Source organism: Nocardioides albidus, assembly GCF_006335005.1.
In the GTDB taxonomy this organism is placed as follows: domain Bacteria; phylum Actinomycetota; class Actinomycetes; order Propionibacteriales; family Nocardioidaceae; genus Nocardioides; species Nocardioides albidus.
Window position 1 is genome coordinate 54,313 of the sequence record NZ_VDMP01000025.1, and the last position, 20,896, is coordinate 75,208.

Genomic DNA, 20,896 nt, shown 5'->3' on the forward strand with positions numbered 1-20,896 from the left:
CCTCGGCCGCCTTCCGCACCTCGATGCTCCAGACCGCCGCCGCCGACGAGGTCCGCGGCCGACTCCAGGGCATCTTCATCGTCGTCGTGGCGGGCGGCCCCCGGATCGCGGACGTCGCCCACGGCGCCACCGCCGCGATGGTGGGTACGGCGACCGCCGCCGCCGGCGGGGGTGTCCTGGTCGTCGTGCTGGTGGTCGTGGCAGCGCTGGTCGTGCCGTCGTTCGTGCGCTACCGCGTCACGACGTCGGGACCGTAGCCGGGTCGGCCCGTATCCCGACCGCCACTACTCGGTCTGATGTGCATCCATGGGCGCAGCTGCTTGACCCGTTTTAGAGCGTTCCCCAGATTCTGTCGCGGGTCGGAGCTAGGTTCCCGCCATGTCATCCGCAGTTCCCTGGAGCGACCGCTACAGTGCCGCGGCTCGGTCCGTCTGGGGGAAGTCTGCTGACTTCGGCGGCAACGCTTGGATGCCGGTCGTCCTGCATCTCGAGGACTCGGCCGACGTCGCCCGGCTGGTCTGGGATTGGCTCCCGCTGCACACTCGGGAGTTGGTCGAACGGGCGCTTCCCGAGCGAGCCCGCGATGGGCGGAGACTGCTCCAGTGGTTGGCCGGCGTCCACGACATCGGCAAGTGCTCACCGCCGTTCGCCGCCAAGGTGCCCGCGCTGGCCGACCGGATGCGCGAGCACGGTCTCGTCCTTCCCCGCGACTGCACGGAGTTCTCGAAGGCACCCCACGGACTGGTCGGTCACGTCGTCCTGGAGAGGTGGCTGCGGGAACGGCGCGGGTTCAGCCTTCATGCGGCCCGATCACAAGCAGTCGTCGTCGGGGGCCACCACGGCGTACCTCCGCCCAAGGATCGGCCGGGCTGGTTGCGCGACCGCCCGCATCTGGTGGGCGAGGGTCGGTGGGTCGAGGTACAGGACGAGGTCCTCGACGCCATGGCCGAGCGACTGGAGGTCGACGACCTGCTCGCAGCCTGGGCCGCGTGTGTGTTGCCCGCGCCGGTGCAGGCGCTGCTGACCGGCGCGGTCATCGTCTCGGACTGGCTGGCCTCCAACACCGACCTCTTCCCCTTCGGCGAATGCGCCGATCAGGAGGAACGGGCGGACCGCGCCTGGCACGACCTCGACCTGCCCGCAGCCTGGGAGGCATCGCTGCCGGACGACGCCTCGGTCGCACTCCTGGCCCGCCGGTTCCCCCGCCTGGCCGCCTTCACGCCGCGGCCGGTCCAGTCGATGGCGCTCACCGCCGCGACCAGCGCGGAGGAGCCGCGGCTCGTCATCGTCGAGGCGGCGATGGGAGCCGGCAAGACCGAGGCGGCGCTGCTGGCCGCCGAGGTCCTGGCGGCGAAGTTCGGCTGCGGAGGCGTGTACGTCGCGCTGCCCACCATGGCCACCTCCGATGCCATGTTCCGTCGAGTCCTGGACTGGATCTCACGGCTCGACCAGCCCGGCGCGACGAGCGCTCACCTGGCCCACGGAAAGGCGAACCTCAACAAGGACTACCGCGACCTGGTGGCGCAGCAGCGGATGAGTCAGGTGTACGACGACGGCGTCCGTCCCCAGGAGGCGGAGGCCCAGGTGCGCTCCTGGCTCTCGGGCCGGAAGAAGGGTGTGCTGGCCAACATGGTGGTCGGCACCATCGACCAGCTGCTGTTCACCGCCCTACAGGCCAAGCACCTCGCCCTGCGCCACCTCGCCTTCGCAGGGAAGGTGGTGATCATCGACGAGGCGCATGCCGCCGACGACTACATGCGGACCTACCTCGTCCGTGCGCTGGAGTGGCTGGCCGCCTACCGCGTGCCGGTGATCCTGATGTCCGCGACGCTGCCACATGCTCAGCGCCAGGAGCTGGCCGCCGCCTACCGCCTCGGCTGCGGAGCCGCACCGGTCGTCGTACCCGAGGCGGCGCCGTACCCCGCCGTGACCACGGTCGACCGCCACGGCCTCGAGTTGATCCCTGCTCCGGAGGACGTGGGGGCCGAGCCGGAGCGCGTGATCGAGGTGGTCAGTCTCGACGACGAACTCGACTCCCTGGCCACCGTGCTCGCCGAGCAGTTGGCCGACGGCGGATGCGCTGCGGTCATCCGGAACACGGTCGGACGAGCGCAGGAGACCGCCCGGTTCCTGCGGGAGCGCTTCCCCGATCTCGACGTCGTGCTGATCCACTCCCGGTTCATCGCGACACACCGGGCTGACCGTGAGGCCTCGTTGCGCGACACCCTCGGTCCCGATCCTGCTCAGCGGCCGGCGCGGCAGGTGGTCGTCGGCACCCAGGTGCTCGAGCAGTCGCTGGACCTGGACTTCGACCTCATGATGACGGATCTTGCTCCGGTCGACCTCGTGCTGCAGCGCGTCGGGCGCCTCCACCGTCACCGCCGCGGCGACGGTGAGGCCGATCGCCCGGCCCTGCTGCGCCAGCCCCACCTCTACCTGACCGGCATCGCAGACTCGCCCGAGGGCGGCGTACCGGATCCGGTCGGCGGCAGTCGGGCCGTCTACCCGCTCAGCCTGCTGCTCCGCAGCGCCGCCGTGCTCGGCCTCGGCCCCGACTGCGCGACGACGCTGACCCTGCCGACCGACATCCGTCCCCTCGTGGAACGCGCCTACCGGTTCGACGAGGTGCCCGGGCCGGACGCGTGGCGCCGGGACATCGAGAAGGCAGACCGGGACTACCTGCGCAAGGTCGGCGAGCAGCAGCGCAAGGCCGATGACTACCGGATCCGAGAGGTCGGGCTGACCCCCGACCTTCGTGGCTGGCTGGAGTACGGCGATACGTCTGAGGCCGAGGACGCGCGTTCGGCCGGCGCCAGCCGGGTGCGCGACAGCGAGGACGGGCTTGAGGTGATCGTCGTCCAGCGGCGCTCCGACGGCGAGATCGTCTACCTCGACGACGGCAGCGAGTACGCCGGCCGGCTCGCCGTCCACCTGCAGGGTCCTCCGCCCAACGACATCGCCCGCGCGCTCGCCGCCGCGACCGTCCGGCTGCCGCTGCAGCTGACCAACGAGGGCCAGTTCGAGGCCACTCTCGACGCCTTGGAGGCCCAGGCGCACGCCGGCTGGCAGGAGTCGCCCTGGCTCGCCGGGCAATTGGCGCTGCATCTCGATGACGACTGGCACGCCGAACTCGCCGGGTTCGACATCACCTACGACAGGGAGCTGGGACTGATGGTGGAGAGCGGGGAGGCGTGACGTCGTTAGGCTGGCAGCGCCTTGCTATGGCGAGGGTGAGCCCCAGAGGGATCACGAGTCGCGGTGCGACTCCTTGTTGTCCTTGCGCCAGCGGGGAGCTTGTCCGGCGTGGCCGTGACTCTGAATCTCTCTGCTTAAGCAGAGAGATTCAGAGTCACTTAGAGCTATTTACGACAGGCGGCGATCGTGGCAGGCTCCGGCCATGACGCCACCGAGAGCGACGTGCGCGATCGACCTCGCTACCGACGAACCATGGATCCGTGTTAGACGATTCGATGGGTCATCGACACAAGTCACTATTCGCGAAGCCCTGATCAACGCCGACGAATACGTCCAAGTCGCTGGCGAGTTGGCGACGCAAGACGTGGCGATCCTTCGGTTGCTCGTGACGATCGTCAGGCGAGCACACCCGGGCCTGCGGACTTCCAGCCAGTGGCAATCGCTGTGGGAACGTCAGCGCTTTGACAGCACCGTGATTGACACCTATATCGGCGCCCACGTCCAGCGCTTCGATCTTCTTGACGACGAGGCGCCGTTCTTCCAGGTGGCCGGGCTGCACACCACCAAGGGCGAGATGACCGAGCTCGCCCGACTGATCGCCGACGTGCCGAACGGCCATCAGTACTTCACCACCCGCGCCCGCGATGCGGTGACCTCGATGTCGTTCGCCGAGGCGGCGCGCTGGCTGGTGCACGCACAGGCCTTCGACGTCAGCGGCATCAAATCCGGCGCCGTCGGCGATGACCGCGTCAAGGGCGGGAAGGGCTACCCGATCGGCACCGGCTGGTGCGGCTGGCTCGGACTGGTCGTTGTCGAGGGCGCCAATCTGTTCGAGACGCTCATGCTCAACCTGCCGCTCGATCCGGCTTGGGGCGACGACGACCTGCCGGTCTGGGAACGTCCGCCGCAGGGACCCGGCGTCGAGGTCCGGCCGCACGCACCCACCGGTCCGGCCGATCTGTTCACCTGGCAGAGCCGCCGGATCCGCCTCGGCCATGACGGCGAGCGGGTGACCGGCGTCCTCATCGCCAACGGCGACCCGCTGCATCCGCGTGATCTGTTCCGCGCCGAGACGATGACCGGCTGGCGTCGCAGTGAGGCGCAGGAGAAGGCACTGAAGAGCGCCGATCCCATTTACATGCCCCGCGCCCACATGCCGGATCGAGCCGTGTGGCGGGGCTTGGGCAGCCTGTTAGCCGGAACGGATCTCACTGCCTCGACCCGGGCCGGTCGGTGGCTCGAGTGGCTATCGGAGCTCAAGGAGGAAGAGGTCCTTCCGCCGTCGTACCCTCTGCGACTGCGCACCGTCGGGATGCACTACGGCGCGCAGAGCTCGGTGATCGAGGACATCACCGACGACGTGCTGCCACTGAGCCTGGCCGTGCTGTCGGATCCGCCACTCAAGGCGCTCGCCATCGATGCGGTCACCGACGTGGACGCGGCAATCCGGGCTCTGGGCCAGTTCGCCGACGAGTTGGCCCGCGCCTCCGGCGCCGATCGCGATCTGGGGGACAGTCACCGCACCGAGGCCCGCGAGCAGGGGTACGCCGCACTCGACGCCTCGTACCGCGCGTGGGTGCGAACCCTCTCCGTCGACACCGACCGAGACGCCGCGCGGGAAGCCTGGCAGCGGCAGGTCCGCCGGGAGGTGATCGCCGTGATGCGCCAACTGCTCGACAGCGCCAGTCCGGGCGCATGGTCCGGGACCTTCATCGACGGTGACCTACGTCGCCCGCTCAACGCCGCGACGGCGACCAACTGGTTCTACCTCAACCTCGCCAAGGCGCTGCCGCTCACCCGGCAGCGCGCAGAAGGAGCGACGACATGACCGAGACGCCAACGTCCCTCACCTCGGCGGAGAAGGCGGCACTTCTCGAAGGGTTCGTCCAGGCTCAGGCTGCCCGCCTCTGGAAGGGCTACGAGGCCGACCGGGGCAGCGTCGTCGCCGAGCTGGCTCGCCTGCGCCGGGCGCTCCCCCGTGGCGGGATCGCTCCACCTGAAGCATGGGAGATCCTGGCCCGGGACTTCCCCGAGGATCTACGTGGAAGAGGCGACGACCCGTCCAGCTACGAGCTGGCGGCGACCTCCGCGCTCTCGCTGTTCGCGTTGCACCAGCAGTCGAAGCGCAAACAGCCGATGCATCGACGCAACGACGAGCACCGCCTCGGTCGTGCCGCACACACGCTGATGCAGCGCAGCGAGTCCGACGGCGTACGACGCCGGATGCAAGCACTCGTCCGGGCCGGCTCCTTCGACGCCGTCCTCGAGCATCTCCGTGCACTGGTGACGCAACTGCGTGCCGCGGAGATCCCGCTCGACTACGCGCAGCTCGCAGTCGACCTCCAGGAGGTCCAGCACCCCAGCCGCATCCACCGCGCCCGCGAGCGCTGGAGCCGCGACTTCCATCGCCCCATCCCCTCAGCCGCCACCAACGACCCGGCAGACCAGACGGCCACGACCGTAGGAGAGAACGACGCATGACCACCTTCATCGACATCCACGTGCTCCAGACGGTCCCGTCGAGCAACATCAACCGCGACGACACCGGCCGCCCGAAGACAGGCATCTTCGGCGGGTTCACCCGGGCGCGGGTCAGCTCCCAGGCGTGGAAGCGCGCCACTCGGAAGGATTTCGCCCGCTATCTGCCGGACGCCGAGCGTGGCGTCCGCACACGACGGATCATCGCCGACCTGACCGAGCAGATCCGCGCCATCGACGACTCCATCGCGCAGGACGAAGCGATCGAGCTGGCCAAGAGCGTGATGGGCGCAGCCGGCATCAAGTTCAAGGCGGCGCGCAAGAAGAAGGGCGAGGAGGAGGGCGATCCGTTCGACCTCAGCGAGTACCTGTTGTTCGTCAGCAACCAGCAGATCGAGAACCTCGCGCGGCTGGCGGTCGACTCCCGTGGCGGCTCGATCGACAAGGCAGCCGCGAAGGCCGCCATCGACACCGACCACGGCATCGAGGTCGCGCTCTTCGGCCGCATGGTCGCCGACGATGCGTCGATCAACGTCGATGCCGCCGTCCAGGTCGCGCACGCGCTCAGCACGCACGCGGTGGAGCCGGAGTACGACTACTACACCGCCGTCGATGACCGGAACACCGACGCCGACCCTGCCGCGGGAATGATCGGCGTCATCGAGTTCAACTCAAGCACGCTGTACCGCTACGCGACGATCAACCTCGATCAGCTGCACGAGAACCTCGGCGACCTCGAACTCGAGACGCGCGCCGCCGAGGCCTTCATCCGGTCGTTCGTGGTGAGCATGCCGACCGGCAAGCAGAACACCTTCGCCAACGGCACTCTGCCGGAGGCGGTCGTGGTCCAGTTGCGCGACGGACGCCCGGTCAACCTGGTCGGGGCCTTCGAAGATCCCGTGCGGCCCGACGACAACGGCGCGATCTCGACGCAGTCCGCACTGCGACTCGCGAAGCGCGCTGCCGAGATCGACGCCTGCTACAGCATGGAACCGTCGGCCAGCTTCGTGCTGGCCGGCAACGACGCGGTCCGCGAGGTGCTGGGGTCCACCGGTGAGGTGCTGGGACTCGAGCCGCTGGTGGCCGCGGCCAAGGACCGCGCGCGTGCTGTGCTGGAGACGATCGGGTGACCGTCCTGTTGCTCCGGCTCGACGGCCCTCTGCAGGCGTGGGGGGACGCGAGCCGCTTCGTCAAGAGACACACCCGCACCGAGCCGACGAAGAGCGGCGTGATCGGCCTGCTCGCGGCGGCACAAGGGCGCCGTCGTACCGATCCGATCGAGGATCTCGCAGCGCTGCGGTTCGGAGTGAGGGTCGACCAGCGGGGACGCTTGGTGCGCGACTTCCAGACAGCGATCCGCCGCGGACCCGGGAAGCCGGAGTCGATGCCGCTGTCGTACCGCTACTACCTGGCGGATGCGGCGTTCGTCGCCGGCGTGGAGGGCGACCGGAGCCTGCTGGAGGGGTTGGCGGCGGCGATTGAGTCGCCGGTCTTCCCTCTCTACCTGGGACGCCGCGCCTGTCCGCCGTCCGAGCACGGCGTGAGCCTCGGGCTGCACGAGGCCGATCTCGAGGAGGCGCTGAGGACGGCCGACTGGCTGGCGCGTCCCTGGTATCGCCGCCAACAGGGCAGGACCGTCCACTTGGAACTGGTCCTCGATGCCGCACCGGGCGAGCAGGACACCGAGACCGTGCGCGACGTACCGATCAGCTTCTCGCCGGTAAGACGCGAGTACGGCTGGCGCGACGTCCGCCGTGCCCAGCCGGTCGAGATGGACAACCCGCAGGGGCGCTCCGATCTCGACTTCTTCGCGGCCCTCGGAGGCGTCTGATGTACCTCACTCGGATGTACCTCAACCCCGCTCGGCGAGGCACGCGGGCACTGGTCGGCTCACCACAGAAGATGCACGCTGCCGTGCTGTCCGCGTTTCCCCCCGGCACGCCGACGGAGACGGAGAGCGGCCGGGTGCTCTGGCGCCTGGACGTCGGCAAGACGCACGAGCTGACGCTGCTGATCTCCAGCCCGGTCAAGCCGGATCTGGCCCACGTCGTCGAGCAGGCCGGCTGGCCGACCGGCCAGGACCACTGGCAGTCGGCTCCGCTGTCTCGGCTCACCGAACGGTTGGAGACCGGGCAGAGCTGGGCCTTCCGGCTCACTGCCAATCCGGTCCGGAGCGTCGCGCAGGGATCCGGCCGTGGAAAGCGCGTCGGCCACGCCACGGTGCAGCACCAGCTCGAGTGGCTGGTCGAGCGCAGTGCGGACTGGGGCTTCGATATCGGCGGCCGGGACGGGCGTCTCACAGCGGATGTCGTGTCGCGTCGTGGCCTGTCCTTCGAGCGGCGCAGCGACGGTGATCGGCGACAGATCACGCTGACCACGGCGACGTACGAGGGAACGTTGACGGTCTCGGATCCGAAACTGCTCCGACTGTCCATGGGGCACGGCCTGGGGAGGGCAAAGGGTTACGGCTGCGGGCTTCTGACGCTGGCGCCACGGACGTGAAGGAGATCCCCGGGCCGGCGCCGGTCGACATCTCGGAGCTCGTACGGGCACAAGACCGGCTGAGCTTCGTCTATCTCGAGCGCTGCGTGATCCACCGCGAGGGCAACGCGATCACCGCGATGGACGAGCGCGGAACGATGCATATCCCGGCTGCGACCCTCGGAGCGTTGCTGCTCGGGCCGGGCACGAATGTCAGCCACCAGGCCATGGTGCTGCTCGCGGAGAGCGGTGCCACAGCCGTGTGGATCGGCGAGAGAGGTGTGCGGTACTACGCCCACGGCCGCGGGCTCGCCCAGTCCTCCCGCCTTCTGGAAGCACAGGCCGCAGCCGTCACCAATCAGTCCACGCGTCTACGTGTCGCTCGGGACATGTACGGCATGCGCTTCCCGGATGAGGACGTGTCGACTTCCACCATGCAGCAACTGCGCGGGCGCGAGGGGGCCCGGGTGCGGGCCCTCTACCGCGAGCACTCCGAGCGCACCGGAGTCTCTTGGAGCAAGCGGGACTACGACGTGAAGGACTTCGCCGGCGGATCCGCGATCAACCAGGCACTATCGGCGGCGACCACGTGCCTGTACGGCATCAGCCATGCGGTGATCGTCGCGCTCGGCTGCTCTCCGGGCCTGGGGTTCGTCCACAACGGTCACGCCCGCTCCTTCGTCTTCGACATCGCGGACCTCTACAAGGCCGAGATCGCGATACCGGTCGCCTTCGATGTCGCCGCCGCCGATCCCGAGGACATCCCCGGCGAGACGCGCCGCGCGGTCCGCGACGCCGTCCAGGACGGGCGGATCCTGGCTCGTTGCAGCCGCGACATCCGCCGCCTCCTCCTACCTGATGCGGACGATGACGGGCAGGACTGGAATGTGGTCCACCTGTGGGATGGCGGCTCGCGGAATGTCACCGGCGGAACGTCGTACGACGTCGACGTGCCGTGGTAGTCCTCGTCCTGACTGCCTGTCCAGCAGGTCTCCGCGGCCACCTGACTCGGTGGCTCCTCGAGGTGAGTCCCGGCGTGTTCGTCGGCCAGATCTCAGCCCGGGTCCGCGACCTGATGTGGGCTCGCGTCCTTGAGCTCAGCAAAGACGGCCGGGCGATCATGGTCTTCCACGCCGACACCGAACAAGGGCTGGCATTCCGCGTGCATCGTCACGACTGGCAGGTGGTCGACGTCGATGGCCTATCTCTCATGCTCCGACCCCACGAGGTGGGCGGTCAGTCGGAGCTGAGGCCCGGGTGGAGCAGCGTCGCGAGAGCCCGGAGGGCTCGTCGGCGAAAGTGAATTCGGATCCTGCCGGTGACCGGTATCGTCGCAGGTCAGCAAGTGTCCGCCCCGCGCCAGCGGGGATGAGCCCATCGACTATGGACCGGAGAAGTCCTTCCCCTTGTCCGCCCCGCGCCAGCGGGGATGAGCCCCGTACGCCGGCCATGCCCACCAGATCGCGACGGTCCGCCCCGCGCCAGCGGGGATGAGCCCTTCCCGCACGACACCTCGCGCGGGATCCCAACGTCCGCCCCGCGCCAGCGGGGATGAGCCCCGTTCGGGCGCAGACTGTCCATATGACGCCCAGTCCGCCCCGCGCCAGCGGGGATGAGCCCTCGGTCTCCGGGCCGGAGAAGCCGCAGGCCGCGTCCGCCCCGCGCCAGCGGGGATGAGCCCCGCACGCCTGCGTCACCGCCACGGCCACCGAGGTCCGCCCCGCGCCAGCGGGGATGAGCCCCGGCCGCGCAGCCGCAGCAGATCAGGATCATCGTCCGCCCCGCGCCAGCGGGGATGAGCCCAGCCTTGACGGGCGCTGCCCCGCCAGCCGGAAGTCCGCCCCGCGCCAGCGGGGATGAGCCGTTGACGGCGGCCGAGGTCTGGCGCTCGGCGAGGTCCGCCCCGCGCCAGCGGGGATGAGCCCCGGCTCGAGCTGGCGTGGGGTGACACCCTCACGTCCGCCCCGCGCCAGCGGGGATGAGCCCTGCTCGAGGTCCTCGTCGGGCTTCAGGACGCCGTCCGCCCCGCGCCAGCGGGGATGAGCCCCGTTCGTCGTCGGAGAGGCTGGTCCAGCCGTAGTCCGCCCCGCGCCAGCGGGGATGAGCCCAGGCAGCGCCCGACGCTCCCGATCAGAGAGCTGTCCGCCCCGCGCCAGCGGGGATGAGCCCTTCGACCAGCTCGTCGACCACCGACCGTCCAGGTCCGCCCCGCGCCAGCGGGGATGAGCCCACCTTGCCCTCCCACGGGCGGCACAGGTCGCAGTCCGCCCCGCGCCAGCGGGGATGAGCCCGACGACGCGTCGCCGGTGGTCGGGCAGGTCGTGTCCGCCCCGCGCCAGCGGGGATGAGCCCCCCGGGCACTTCGGGGGGTGGGACCTCATGGTGTCCGCCCCGCGCCAGCGGGGATGAGCCCGGCGACGCGTCGCCGGTGGTCGGGCAGGTCGTGTCCGCCCCGCGCCAGCGGGGATGAGCCCCCCGGGCACTTCGGGGCGTGGGACCTCATGGTGTCCGCCCCGCGCCAGCGGGGATGAGCCCGGCACCGGCGCCGAGCCGAGGATCGAGGTCTTGTCCGCCCCGCGCCAGCGGGGATGAGCCCGGCGAGGTGACCGGGCGACCGACCGGCTGACCGTCCGCCCCGCGCCAGCGGGGATGAGCCCACCGCCTGGCAGCCAGCCCTGCGCCCGTTCCAGTCCGCCCCGCGCCAGCGGGGATGAGCCCTGCGATGGGCGGGACACGGCCCCCGTGCGGGGGTCCGCCCCGCGCCAGCGGGGATGAGCCCGCGTCCTCGAACCTGAAGTCGTTTACCCGTGGGTCCGCCCCGCGCCAGCGGGGATGAGCCCGCGGCGTCGCCCATCGAGTCGTTCTCGATCTGGTCCGCCCCGCGCCAGCGGGGATGAGCCCTCCGGGTCATCCACCAGGAACACGTCACGAGAGTCCGCCCCGCGCCAGCGGGGATGAGCCCCGGGCCAACACGCAACGGTCGGACCACACGCCGTCCGCCCCGCGCCAGCGGGGATGAGCCCCTCCTCGCCACCATCCTCAACGTCGGCCGGACGTCCGCCCCGCGCCAGCGGGGATGAGCCCTCGTATCCGACCAGCCGCATCCCTTCCTCGACGTCCGCCCCGCGCCAGCGGGGATGAGCCCATCACCACCGCCGCCCGCCGAATCACCCGCGAGTCCGCCCCGCGCCAGCGGGGATGAGCCCCTGTCCGACCCGCACTTCTCGGCGCTGTATGGTCCGCCCCGCGCCAGCGGGGATGAGCCCTGCGGCTGGGCCGCGGTGGCGGGAACCGCGAAGTCCGCCCCGCGCCAGCGGGGATGAGCCCACACCTTTCAAGTCCTGACGAAGCGCCACGGAGTCCGCCCCGCGCCAGCGGGGATGAGCCCTTCTCCCAGGCGGGGGCGTCGCCAGGGGTGTAGTCCGCCCCGCGCCAGCGGGGATGAGCCCATCACCCGCGCGCTCGTCGACCGCTTCGCCCCGTCCGCCCCGCGCCAGCGGGGATGAGCCCCGCCACCCTCGACGACGCCACCCTGAAGGTAGGTCCGCCCCGCGCCAGCGGGGATGAGCCCTGCTGCGTCAAGGATCGCGTCGACCACGCTCAGTCCGCCCCGCGCCAGCGGGGATGAGCCCCTGCCTGGGCCTGTCGCAGGAGTACCTAGCGGGTCCGCCCCGCGCCAGCGGGGATGAGCCCTGCCGAGGCGGGCTGATCGGCTGACGCAGGGAGTCCGCCCCGCGCCAGCGGGGATGAGCCCCCCGATGGGAGAACAACCATGAACATCTACGTGTCCGCCCCGCGCCAGCGGGGATGAGCCCCGGTTCTGGCGGCCGTCCGGCGCACGGTTCAAGTCCGCCCCGCGCCAGCGGGGATGAGCCCGAGATCGACTACGAGATGCGAGACACGAAGGGGTCCGCCCCGCGCCAGCGGGGATGAGCCCGTGGCCGCCGACAGCGCGACCATCAGCGCGAGGTCCGCCCCGCGCCAGAGGGGATGAGCCCCACCGTCGCCGGACCCAACGGCCCCGGGGGAAGTCCGCCCCGCGCCAGCGGGGATGAGCCCAGCACCGGCGCCACCGACGCCCAGATCGGCAAGTCCGCCCCGCGCCAGCGGGGATGAGCCCAAGGGAGCCGGCGCTGGCGGTGACGGCGGCGAGTCCGCCCCGCGCCAGCGGGGATGAGCCCCCAGTGGCTCGGCATCCGCTGCTGCTTGTCGCGTCCGCCCCGCGCCAGCGGGGATGAGCCCGATCCGGCTGGAACCGAGTCTGGCGGCGTGATGTCCGCCCCGCGCCAGCGGGGATGAGCCCATGTGGGTGGCCGCCGTCGAACTGCCATCGATGTCCGCCCCGCGCCAGCGGGGATGAGCCCCCCTGCGGCTACTCCCCGGGACGCAAGTCCGAGTCCGCCCCGCGCCAGCGGGGATGAGCCCCCGGGGCGGCACCTCGGCGGCCATGTCCACGAGTCCGCCCCGCGCCAGCGGGGATGAGCCCACAGCGGACGTGAGGATGAGGACGGCGAACGAGTCCGCCCCGCGCCAGCGGGGATGAGCCCCGGTGCCGACCAGCGACGCCCAGCCGTTGGCGGTCCGCCCCGCGCCAGCGGGGATGAGCCCTGGATCGAGACGTCGATCGTCGTGCTCGACGGGTCCGCCCCGCGCCAGCGGGGATGAGCCCCCGAACAACCCGCCGGTGTCTTTCTGGTTGAAGTCCGCCCCGCGCCAGCGGGGATGAGCCCCCGTGACGTCACCCCAGCTCTCCCGCGACGACGTCCGCCCCGCGCCAGCGGGGATGAGCCCTCGCGTACCACGCGAGCGAATGAGGTGGTGTAGTCCGCCCCGCGCCAGCGGGGATGAGCCCCTGCTAGCACGGTCCACTCTTCGGGGTTCATCGTCCGCCCCGCGCCAGCGGGGATGAGCCCCGCGCGGGGTCGGTGTCCCACGACATGCGCAGGTCCGCCCCGCGCCAGCGGGGATGAGCCCCTGTTTCTCAACTTCACCGGCCCGGGGCTCATGTCCGCCCCGCGCCAGCGGGGATGAGCCCACCGGCACCCCGGTCGTCATGTTCGTCTGCGCGTCCGCCCCGCGCCAGCGGGGATGAGCCCATCGAGACGCATCTGCCCCTCGACGCGGTACTGTCCGCCCCGCGCCAGCGGGGATGAGCCCCCGCAGATCCGCAGTGTCGTGGTCGACGTCGCGTCCGCCCCGCGCCAGCGGGGATGAGCCCTGGCGCAGCTCAACGCGATCTCGAAGTCGATGGTCCGCCCCGCGCCAGCGGGGATGAGCCCTCGATCGACGTGTCCTGGAAGGCCGCCGGGTCGTCCGCCCCGCGCCAGCGGGGATGAGCCCTGGGCCGAGGCGCGGACCGTGCTCGCTGCGTGGTCCGCCCCGCGCCAGCGGGGATGAGCCCTCCGCTGGGACCCACGACCGCGGCGGTGTCGTGTCCGCCCCGCGCCAGCGGGGATGAGCCCACACCATCGACGTGTCGATGGACGAGAACGGGGTCCGCCCCGCGCCAGCGGGGATGAGCCCCGGTGCCGTGAGACCTGCAGCCGAGCCCACGCGTCCGCCCCGCGCCAGCGGGGATGAGCCCAGTGCGCGAAGTACGCAGAAAGTGTTGCGAAGGTCCGCCCCGCGCCAGCGGGGATGAGCCCCGTGCCTCAGCGATGAGAGCCTCGAGCGACACGTCCGCCCCGCGCCAGCGGGGATGAGCCCCGCCAGCACCTGCATCGACACCAGCCGACGCCGTCCGCCCCGCGCCAGCGGGGATGAGCCCCGAGCCAGGGCGTCACGCACGGCCGCGAGCGCGTCCGCCCCGCGCCAGCGGGGATGAGCCCTCCGCCTGTCCTCACCTAACACCTACGCACTGGTCCGCCCCGCGCCAGCGGGGATGAGCCCTCGAGCGACACGCGTTCGCAGGCGTGGAGGTAATCCGCCCCGCGCCAGCGGGGATGAGCCCAAGTTCATCGGTTGCTACATCGCCGACGGGCTGTCCGCCCCGCGCCAGCGGGGATGAGCCCTACGGCCGCCACCGCCGCGGGATCTCGACGATGTCCGCCCCGCGCCAGCGGGGATGAGCCCCCCGCGACGGCCGCCCGGCACGCCTACCGGATGTCCGCCCCGCGCCAGCGGGGATGAGCCCCGCCAGCTGGTAGTTGCGGACGAACTCACTGCGTCCGCCCCGCGCCAGCGGGGATGAGCCCACGTGGGTGGCCTGGTCGTAGGCGAGCAGCGGGTCCGCCCCGCGCCAGCGGGGATGAGCCCTGCGCGCGGTAGCCGTCGACGAGCCGCTTCGCGTCCGCCCCGCGCCAGCGGGGATGAGCCCGTCGCCTTGGACCCGAACAGGTCGCCGCTCGTGTCCGCCCCGCGCCAGCGGGGATGAGCCCGGGGTCGCGTCCCGTCGCGGTTCGGTGACCGGGTCCGCCCCGCGCCAGCGGGGATGAGCCCGTCCACGCCAGCGTGTAGGCCGGCGTGGTGCGGTCCGCCCCGCGCCAGCGGGGATGAGCCCTCCTGTGTAGCGCGCAGGTCGCGGCCGCCCTCGTCCGCCCCGCGCCAGCGGGGATGAGCCCGGCCACCGCGCGGTCGTTGACAAGGTCGAGAGGTCCGCCCCGCGCCAGCGGGGATGAGCCCCCGTCCCGCAGCTGGATCGCAGACTCGAGCGAGTCCGCCCCGCGCCAGCGGGGATGAGCCCCAGGCGATCAGCCCTGCGACGATCCCGATGCCGTCCGCCCCGCGCCAGCGGGGATGAGCCCTCCTTCGCGCCCTGAGCGCCGGAGCGGAGGGCGTCCGCCCCGCGCCAGCGGGGATGAGCCTCGTTCGCTGGGCGTGGATTCGCAGCCGAGCCCGTCCGCCCCGCGCCAGCGGGGATGAGCCCGCGCCGCAGCCCGGCGCCGAGCCGCGCCAGAAGTCCGCCCCGCGCCAGCGGGGATGAGCCCTGACGGTACGACTCCCACGAGCCGCCAAATCAGTCCGCCCCGCGCCAGCGGGGATGAGCCCAAGGACGCCATGGCGTGGTCCCAGTCGATGAGGTCCGCCCCGCGCCAGCGGGGATGAGCCCGCAGGCACCTTCGAGACCCGCGGGACGGTGACGTCCGCCCCGCGCCAGCGGGGATGAGCCCTGGCCGTACTCGTCGGTGGCGTCGAGAATGTCGTCCGCCCCGCGCCAGCGGGGATGAGCCCCCGCTGTGCATGTGGGCGCTGATGCTCGTCGGGTCCGCCCCGCGCCAGCGGGGATGAGCCCTTGGGGTCGCCGTAGAACAAGGCCAGCTCGTGGTCCGCCCCGCGCCAGCGGGGATGAGCCCACGGTCCACCGGTCCTTCTTTGCCCAGCGGAAGTCCGCCCCGCGCCAGCGGGGATGAGCCCCTCGCCGCGACGATCACGGCGAGCGAGGGCGCGTCCGCCCCGCGCCAGCGGGGATGAGCCCTCGACGGGGAAGACATCGACGAACTGGCCGACGTCCGCCCCGCGCCAGCGGGGATGAGCCCTGGCACAGGTCTCCGTCACGAATGCTACGGCAGTCCGCCCCGCGCCAGCGGGGATGAGCCCCTGCGCCGCAGCTGACCGAACCCGCCCTTCAGGTCCGCCCCGCGCCAGCGGGGATGAGCCCAGGTAGCCCGGCGGCGCCTTCCGCAGCAGCCGGTCCGCCCCGCGCCAGCGGGGATGAGCCCACGATCCGGCAGACACCCCGCCCGTGGGACGGTCCGCCCCGCGCCAGCGGGGATGAGCCCCTCATCAAGGCCTTCCAGGGCCGGTAGGGACTGTCCGCCTCGCGCCAGCGGGGATGAGCCCCATCACGGCAAGGGTGAGCCGAAGTGGCTGGAGTCCGCCCCGCGCCAGCGGGGATGAGCCCTGCACCAGTTGCCCGCGCGGCACCCACGCCTGGTCCGCCCCGCGCCAGCGGGGATGAGCCCAAGACGTACAGCCAAGTCGATGCCGGTGTCATGTCCGCCCCGCGCCAGCGGGGATGAGCCCCTGGGCGGCGCGTCGAGCTACCACGCGATGCGGTCCGCCCCGCGCCAGCGGGGATGAGCCCCCGATCGCGCGGATCGGCTCGCCGGTCAGCGGGTCCGCCCCGCGCCAGCGGGGATGAGCCCTGGTCCGCGCTCGGATGACGGAAGGGGTGATGGTCCGCCCCGCGCCAGCGGGGATGAGCCCGGGCCCGAGTCCCACAGGTAGCCCGTGACCGGGTCCGCCCCGCGCCACCGGGGATGAGCCCTCGGGGCGGGCTGCGCAGTTGCAGTTGCCGTGGTCCGCCCCGCGCCAGCGGGGATGAGCCCGCGGCGGTCGCTTGGAGGGTCCGGTTGTAGAGGTCCGCCCCGCGCCAGCGGGGATGAGCCCCCGGCGACCGGGGTCTTCACGGTGCCCGCGGGGTCCGCCCCGCGGGAGCGGGGATGAGCCCTGCGCCAGGAGGGGGGCCTCTTGCGCCTTCAGGTCCGCCCCGCGCCAGCGGGGATGAGCCCTCGCCGTTGTCGGCGGTGGTGTCGTAGATCGGGTCCGCCCCGCGCCAGCGGGGATGAGCCCCCCAAGGCGCTGATCCAGGTGATCCGGTCGCTGTCCGCCCCGCGCCAGCGGGGATGAGCCCGCGTTGGGCTCGAAGATGCGGTCGTCGTCGGTGTCCGCCCCGCGCCAGCGGGGATGAGCCCCCGGTGAACCCGTCGCGCAGGAACTCGAACAGGTCCGCCCCGCGCCAGCGGGGATGAGCCCCGAGGGCGGTGCCGAGTGAGCCACTTCATCCGGTCCGCCCCGCGCCAGCGGGGATGAGCCCAGCCCGCCGAGAGCGAGGCTGGCGCGTCCAGCGTCCGCCCCGCGCCAGCGGGGATGAGCCCCCGAAGATCACGATGTAGCAGGCCACGGTCAGGTCCGCCCCGCGCCAGCGGGGATGAGCCCCACAAGTGCATCTCATCGATCACGACCAGGCCGTCCGCCCCGCGCCAGCGGGGATGAGCCCCTCCTGCTCGTGTTCCGCGACGTGTCGGGGGTGTCCGCCCCGCGCCAGCGGGGATGAGCCCCACCACGTCTCATCGATGAACAGACAGAACCCGTCCGCCCCGCGCCAGCGGGGATGAGCCCCTTGATGGCAACCAAGTACGACGGCAAGGATCGTCCGCCCCGCGCCAGCGGGGATGAGCCCGGGGCGTGGACCAAGGTCCCACTGGACACGCAGGTCCGCCCCGCGCCAGCGGGGATGAGCCCAAGCCCCTACCTGCCTGCGAGCGCACCGCTCGGTCCGCCCCGCGCCAGCGGGGATGAGCCCTCCGAGGGCATCGAGGACAACTTCGCCCGCACCGTCCGCCCCGCGCCAGCGGGGATGAGCCCCTCGCCGTTGACGCGATGGCCGCGGCGACCAGGTCCGCCCCGCGCCAGCGGGGATGAGCCCCACTTCGCGGCCGTCTCGTCGAGCGGTGCGATGGTCCGCCCCGCGCCAGCGGGGATGAGCCCTGCTGTTTGGAGACGACTAGTGGCGACCCCGGGTCCGCCCCGCGCCAGCGGGGATGAGCCCTCGGGCGTCGGGGACCTCGATGAGCACCGGCTGTCCGCCCCGCGCCAGCGGGGATGAGCCCGTGCCCAGCAGGGTGTCGGGGTCGACGACGAGGTCCGCCCCGCGCCAGCGGGGATGAGCCCACCGGCCGTCACATCGACGACGCCGGATTCGAGTCCGCCCCGCGCCAGCGGGGATGAGCCCGGGTGCTTGTCCGTCAGCTGGGTCTTCAGCCAGTCCGCCCCGCGCCAGCGGGGATGAGCCCCGACGACGCCGGCACCGGCCGGTCGGCGCGCTGTCCGCCCCGCGCCAGCGGGGATGAGCCCTCGCCCTCCTCCTCGGGGGTGAGGGGCGGCTGGTCCGCCCCGCGCCAGCGGGGATGAGCCCCGCGACGGCCGGTTCACCCTCGACAACCCGGCGTCCGCCCCGCGCCAGCGGGGATGAGCCCGGACGGGGCTAAACCCGGGTTAGAGCCGGTTTGTCCGCCCCGCGCCAGCGGGGATGAGCCCTGCACGACACCGCCGATGCCGAGCACGCCGAAGTCCGCCCCGCGCCAGCGGGGATGAGCCCTGGGCGCCGGGGTCGACGTCGCCACCGGCGTAGTCCGCCCCGCGCCAGCGGGGATGAGCCCTTCGCGCTCAGCCAGCCGGTGACGCCGTCCTTGTCCGCCCCGCGCCAGCGGGGATGAGCCCCGGCGTTGACGGTTTCGCGCCGTAGCGCTGGCGTCCGCCCCGCGCCAGCGGGGATGAGCCCATCCGCGCCCGGGGGATCATCCGCGCCCTGTGGTCCGCCCCGCGCCAGCGGGGATGAGCCCCCACGACGTCTGCGCGCCGACGTACGCCCCGGGTCCGCCCCGCGCCAGCGGGGATGAGCCCCTCGGCTACCTCGACCCCGCCCAATACCTCAAGTCCGCCCCGCGCCAGCGGGGATGAGCCCAGCGACGAGTTCGCGTCGCTGGCGTCGGCGGTGTCCGCCCCGCGCCAGCGGGGATGAGCCCCGGCCCTGACCAGCGCAGACGCCAGGGTCCCAGTCCGCCCCGCGCCAGCGGGGATGAGCCCCTACCACTCAGTGTGCGTCGAGCACGCCAAGGAGTCCGCCCCGCGCCAGCGGGGATGAGCCCCTACGCGCAGGTGGCCCTCTTGCTCGCCGTCAGTCCGCCCCGCGCCAGCGGGGATGAGCCGCCCCGGCCAGCCGCTCGGGCCAGGGCCGGTAGTCCGCCCCGCGCCAGCGGGGATGAGCCCCACGCTGCGGAGCTGCCCCGCCCCCCGCAGCCGTCCGCCCCGCGCCAGCGGGGATGAGCCCTTCTGCGCCTGGGCGCCGCGCGCGACGATCGGGTCCGCCCCGCGCCAGCGGGGATGAGCCCGTCCGCAGCGTGGCGTGCGTGTGCGGCGACCGGTCCGCCCCGCGCCAGCGGGGATGAGCCCCAGGCCGCGACCGGCCTGTCCGCGATGGCGACGTCCGCCCCGCGCCAGCGGGGATGAGCCCACCAGGCGAACGTTCCGAGGAGCACTGCGCGCGTCCGCCCCGCGCCAGCGGGGATGAGCCCCGCAGGCCACCAAGGGATGCGTCGCCCACCTCGTCCGCCCCGCGCCAGCGGGGATGAGCCCGGCGGCAACATGTCGCTCCTGACGCCGTACTAGTCCGCCCCGCGCCAGCGGGGATGAGCCCCCTTAGAGCGCGCAGGACCGTTCCGCGCTCGGGTCCGCCCCGCGCCAGCGGGGATGAGCCCCCGTCCGAGAACGAAGAGTCCACCGAGACCACGTCCGCCCCGCGCCAGCGGGGATGAGCCCTGCGACGGGTCCCACTCGTCACCGAAGGGGACGGTCCGCCCCGCGCCAGCGGGGATGAGCCCCCTCAGCGCGGTAATGCAGAGACGCTGTTCGTGTCCGCCCCGCGCCAGCGGGGATGAGCCCGCGAGGCTCCCCAGCAGGATCACCGAGAGCATGTCCGCCCCGCGCCAGCGGGGATGAGCCCCACGACCTCGCGGCGATGGTCAATGCCGCCGAGTCCGCCCCGCGCCAGCGGGGATGAGCCCTTCGAGAAGCAGCGCGGCCGCCGCTACCAGGCGTCCGCCTCGCGCCAGCGGGGATGAGCCCGTCGTGTCTCGGACCTGCGCCACCACCGTGTCGTCCGCCCCGCGCCAGCGGGGATGAGCCCACCGCAGCCACCCGCAGCGACGAGACCGCCCGGTCCGCCCCGCGCCAGCGGGGATGAGCCCGTGAAGCCGGCGAGCTGACGGAATGACGGGGCGTCCGCCCCGCGCCAGCGGGGATGAGCCCCAGCAGAAGATGCTCAACCGCACTGCCCGGCTGTCCGCCCCGCGCCAGCGGGGATGAGCCCACGTACCGGCCCTGGCCCGAGCGGCTGGCCGGGTCCGCCCCGCGCCAGCGGGGATGAGCCCGACAACTCGTTCATCCGGCAGGCCGACGTCGCGTCCGCCCCGCGCCAGCGGGGATGAGCCCCGTGCTCGACATGCAGCCCGTCGCCGGCCCGGGTCCGCCCCGCGCCAGCGGGGATGAGCCCGACTCGCCGCACTGGCCGCACGTGACGGTGACGTCCGCCCCGCGCCAGCGGGGATGAGCCCAGGCCAACGTCTTTCGCCACCAGGGACTTGCCGTCCGCCCCGCGCCAGCGGGGATGAGCCCAGCGCGTCGACGACCTCGACGTCCGCGTCCGCGTCCGCGTCCGCCCCGCGCCAGCGGGGATGAGCCCAAGCCGGTCGTCGGGCCGGGCGGCGAGCGGGCGTCCGCCCCGCGCCAGCGGGGATGAGCCCAAGAGCGTCCGGCTGCGCCGCTGGCGCGGCTGGTCCGCCCCGCGCCAGCGGGGATGAGCCCTGGTGGCGCGAGTTCATCGTCTCGCACTGGTTGTCCGCCCCGCGCCAGCGGGGATGAGCCCGCGGCGACCTTGTACGAGGTCGACCCGCCGAAGTCCGCCCCGCGCCAGCGGGGATGAGCCCAGTCGTTATCCGTCTGCTCACGTCTCTGGAGAGTCCGCACCGCGCCAGCGGGGATGAGCCCCGGAAGCGGATGCGTCAGGCCGTCAGCGGCGGGTCCGCCCCGCGCCAGCGGGGATGAGCCCAGTCGCTATCCGTCTGCTCACGTCTCTGGCGAGTCCGCACCGCGCCAGCGGGGATGAGCCCAGCTGGGAGCCCTTGTGGAAGAGCGGGGTGTCGTCCGCCCCGCGCCAGCGGGGATGAGCCCACGCTGGTGCAGATGCGCCGGCGCGACGTCGTGTCCGCCCCGCGCCAGCGGGGATGAGCCCAGCTGGGCGCCC

General features: G+C 72.6%; 8 protein-coding genes, 1 pseudogene and 1 CRISPR repeat array. All 9 genes and pseudogenes read left to right on the plus strand.

Going from position 1 to position 20,896, the window contains the following annotated elements; genetic code table 11:
• Nucleotides 1–257, plus strand: a pseudogene (locus FHP29_RS22740) (MFS transporter); the annotation flags it as partial.
• 121 nt (nucleotides 258–378) lie between these two features.
• Nucleotides 379–3,195, plus strand: a complete 2,817-nt coding sequence (gene cas3, locus FHP29_RS13450) for a CRISPR-associated helicase Cas3' (protein ID WP_139623400.1) — start codon at nucleotides 379–381, stop codon at nucleotides 3,193–3,195.
• 202 nt (nucleotides 3,196–3,397) lie between these two features.
• Nucleotides 3,398–5,023 (plus strand): type I-E CRISPR-associated protein Cse1/CasA, encoded by a 1,626-nt coding sequence (casA, locus tag FHP29_RS13455; RefSeq protein WP_139623401.1) that lies wholly within the window; start codon nucleotides 3,398–3,400, stop codon nucleotides 5,021–5,023.
• Nucleotides 5,020–5,676 (plus strand): type I-E CRISPR-associated protein Cse2/CasB, encoded by a 657-nt coding sequence (gene casB, locus FHP29_RS13460; protein WP_139623402.1) that lies wholly within the window; start codon nucleotides 5,020–5,022, stop codon nucleotides 5,674–5,676. The genes casA and casB overlap by 4 nt, the downstream gene beginning before the upstream one ends.
• Complete coding sequence (cas7e, locus tag FHP29_RS13465) at nucleotides 5,673–6,803, plus strand: type I-E CRISPR-associated protein Cas7/Cse4/CasC (protein ID WP_139623403.1); 1,131 nt, start codon at nucleotides 5,673–5,675, stop codon at nucleotides 6,801–6,803. Before casB ends, cas7e begins: the two co-directional genes overlap by 4 nt.
• Nucleotides 6,800–7,504: a type I-E CRISPR-associated protein Cas5/CasD gene (gene cas5e, locus FHP29_RS13470; RefSeq protein WP_139623404.1), complete on the plus strand. Its 705-nt coding sequence runs from the start codon at nucleotides 6,800–6,802 to the stop codon at nucleotides 7,502–7,504. The genes cas7e and cas5e overlap by 4 nt, the downstream gene beginning before the upstream one ends.
• Nucleotides 7,505–7,518: 14 nt before the next feature.
• Nucleotides 7,519–8,175 carry a type I-E CRISPR-associated protein Cas6/Cse3/CasE gene (gene cas6e / locus FHP29_RS13475; RefSeq protein WP_205014099.1) on the plus strand — a complete coding sequence of 219 codons (657 nt, stop codon included), beginning with the start codon at nucleotides 7,519–7,521 and terminating at the stop codon, nucleotides 8,173–8,175.
• Nucleotides 8,172–9,116, plus strand: coding sequence for a type I-E CRISPR-associated endonuclease Cas1e (cas1e, locus tag FHP29_RS13480; RefSeq protein WP_139623406.1), 945 nt, complete (start codon nucleotides 8,172–8,174; stop codon nucleotides 9,114–9,116). The genes cas6e and cas1e overlap by 4 nt, the downstream gene beginning before the upstream one ends.
• Nucleotides 9,110–9,457, plus strand: a complete 348-nt coding sequence (cas2e, locus tag FHP29_RS13485) for a type I-E CRISPR-associated endoribonuclease Cas2e (RefSeq protein ID WP_139623407.1) — start codon at nucleotides 9,110–9,112, stop codon at nucleotides 9,455–9,457. The genes cas1e and cas2e overlap by 7 nt, the downstream gene beginning before the upstream one ends.
• A gap of 44 nt (nucleotides 9,458–9,501) precedes the next feature.
• Nucleotides 9,502–20,884: a CRISPR direct-repeat array (repeat unit 29 nt; unit sequence GTCCGCCCCGCGCCAGCGGGGATGAGCCC).
• Nucleotides 20,885–20,896: the final 12 nt, after the last annotated feature.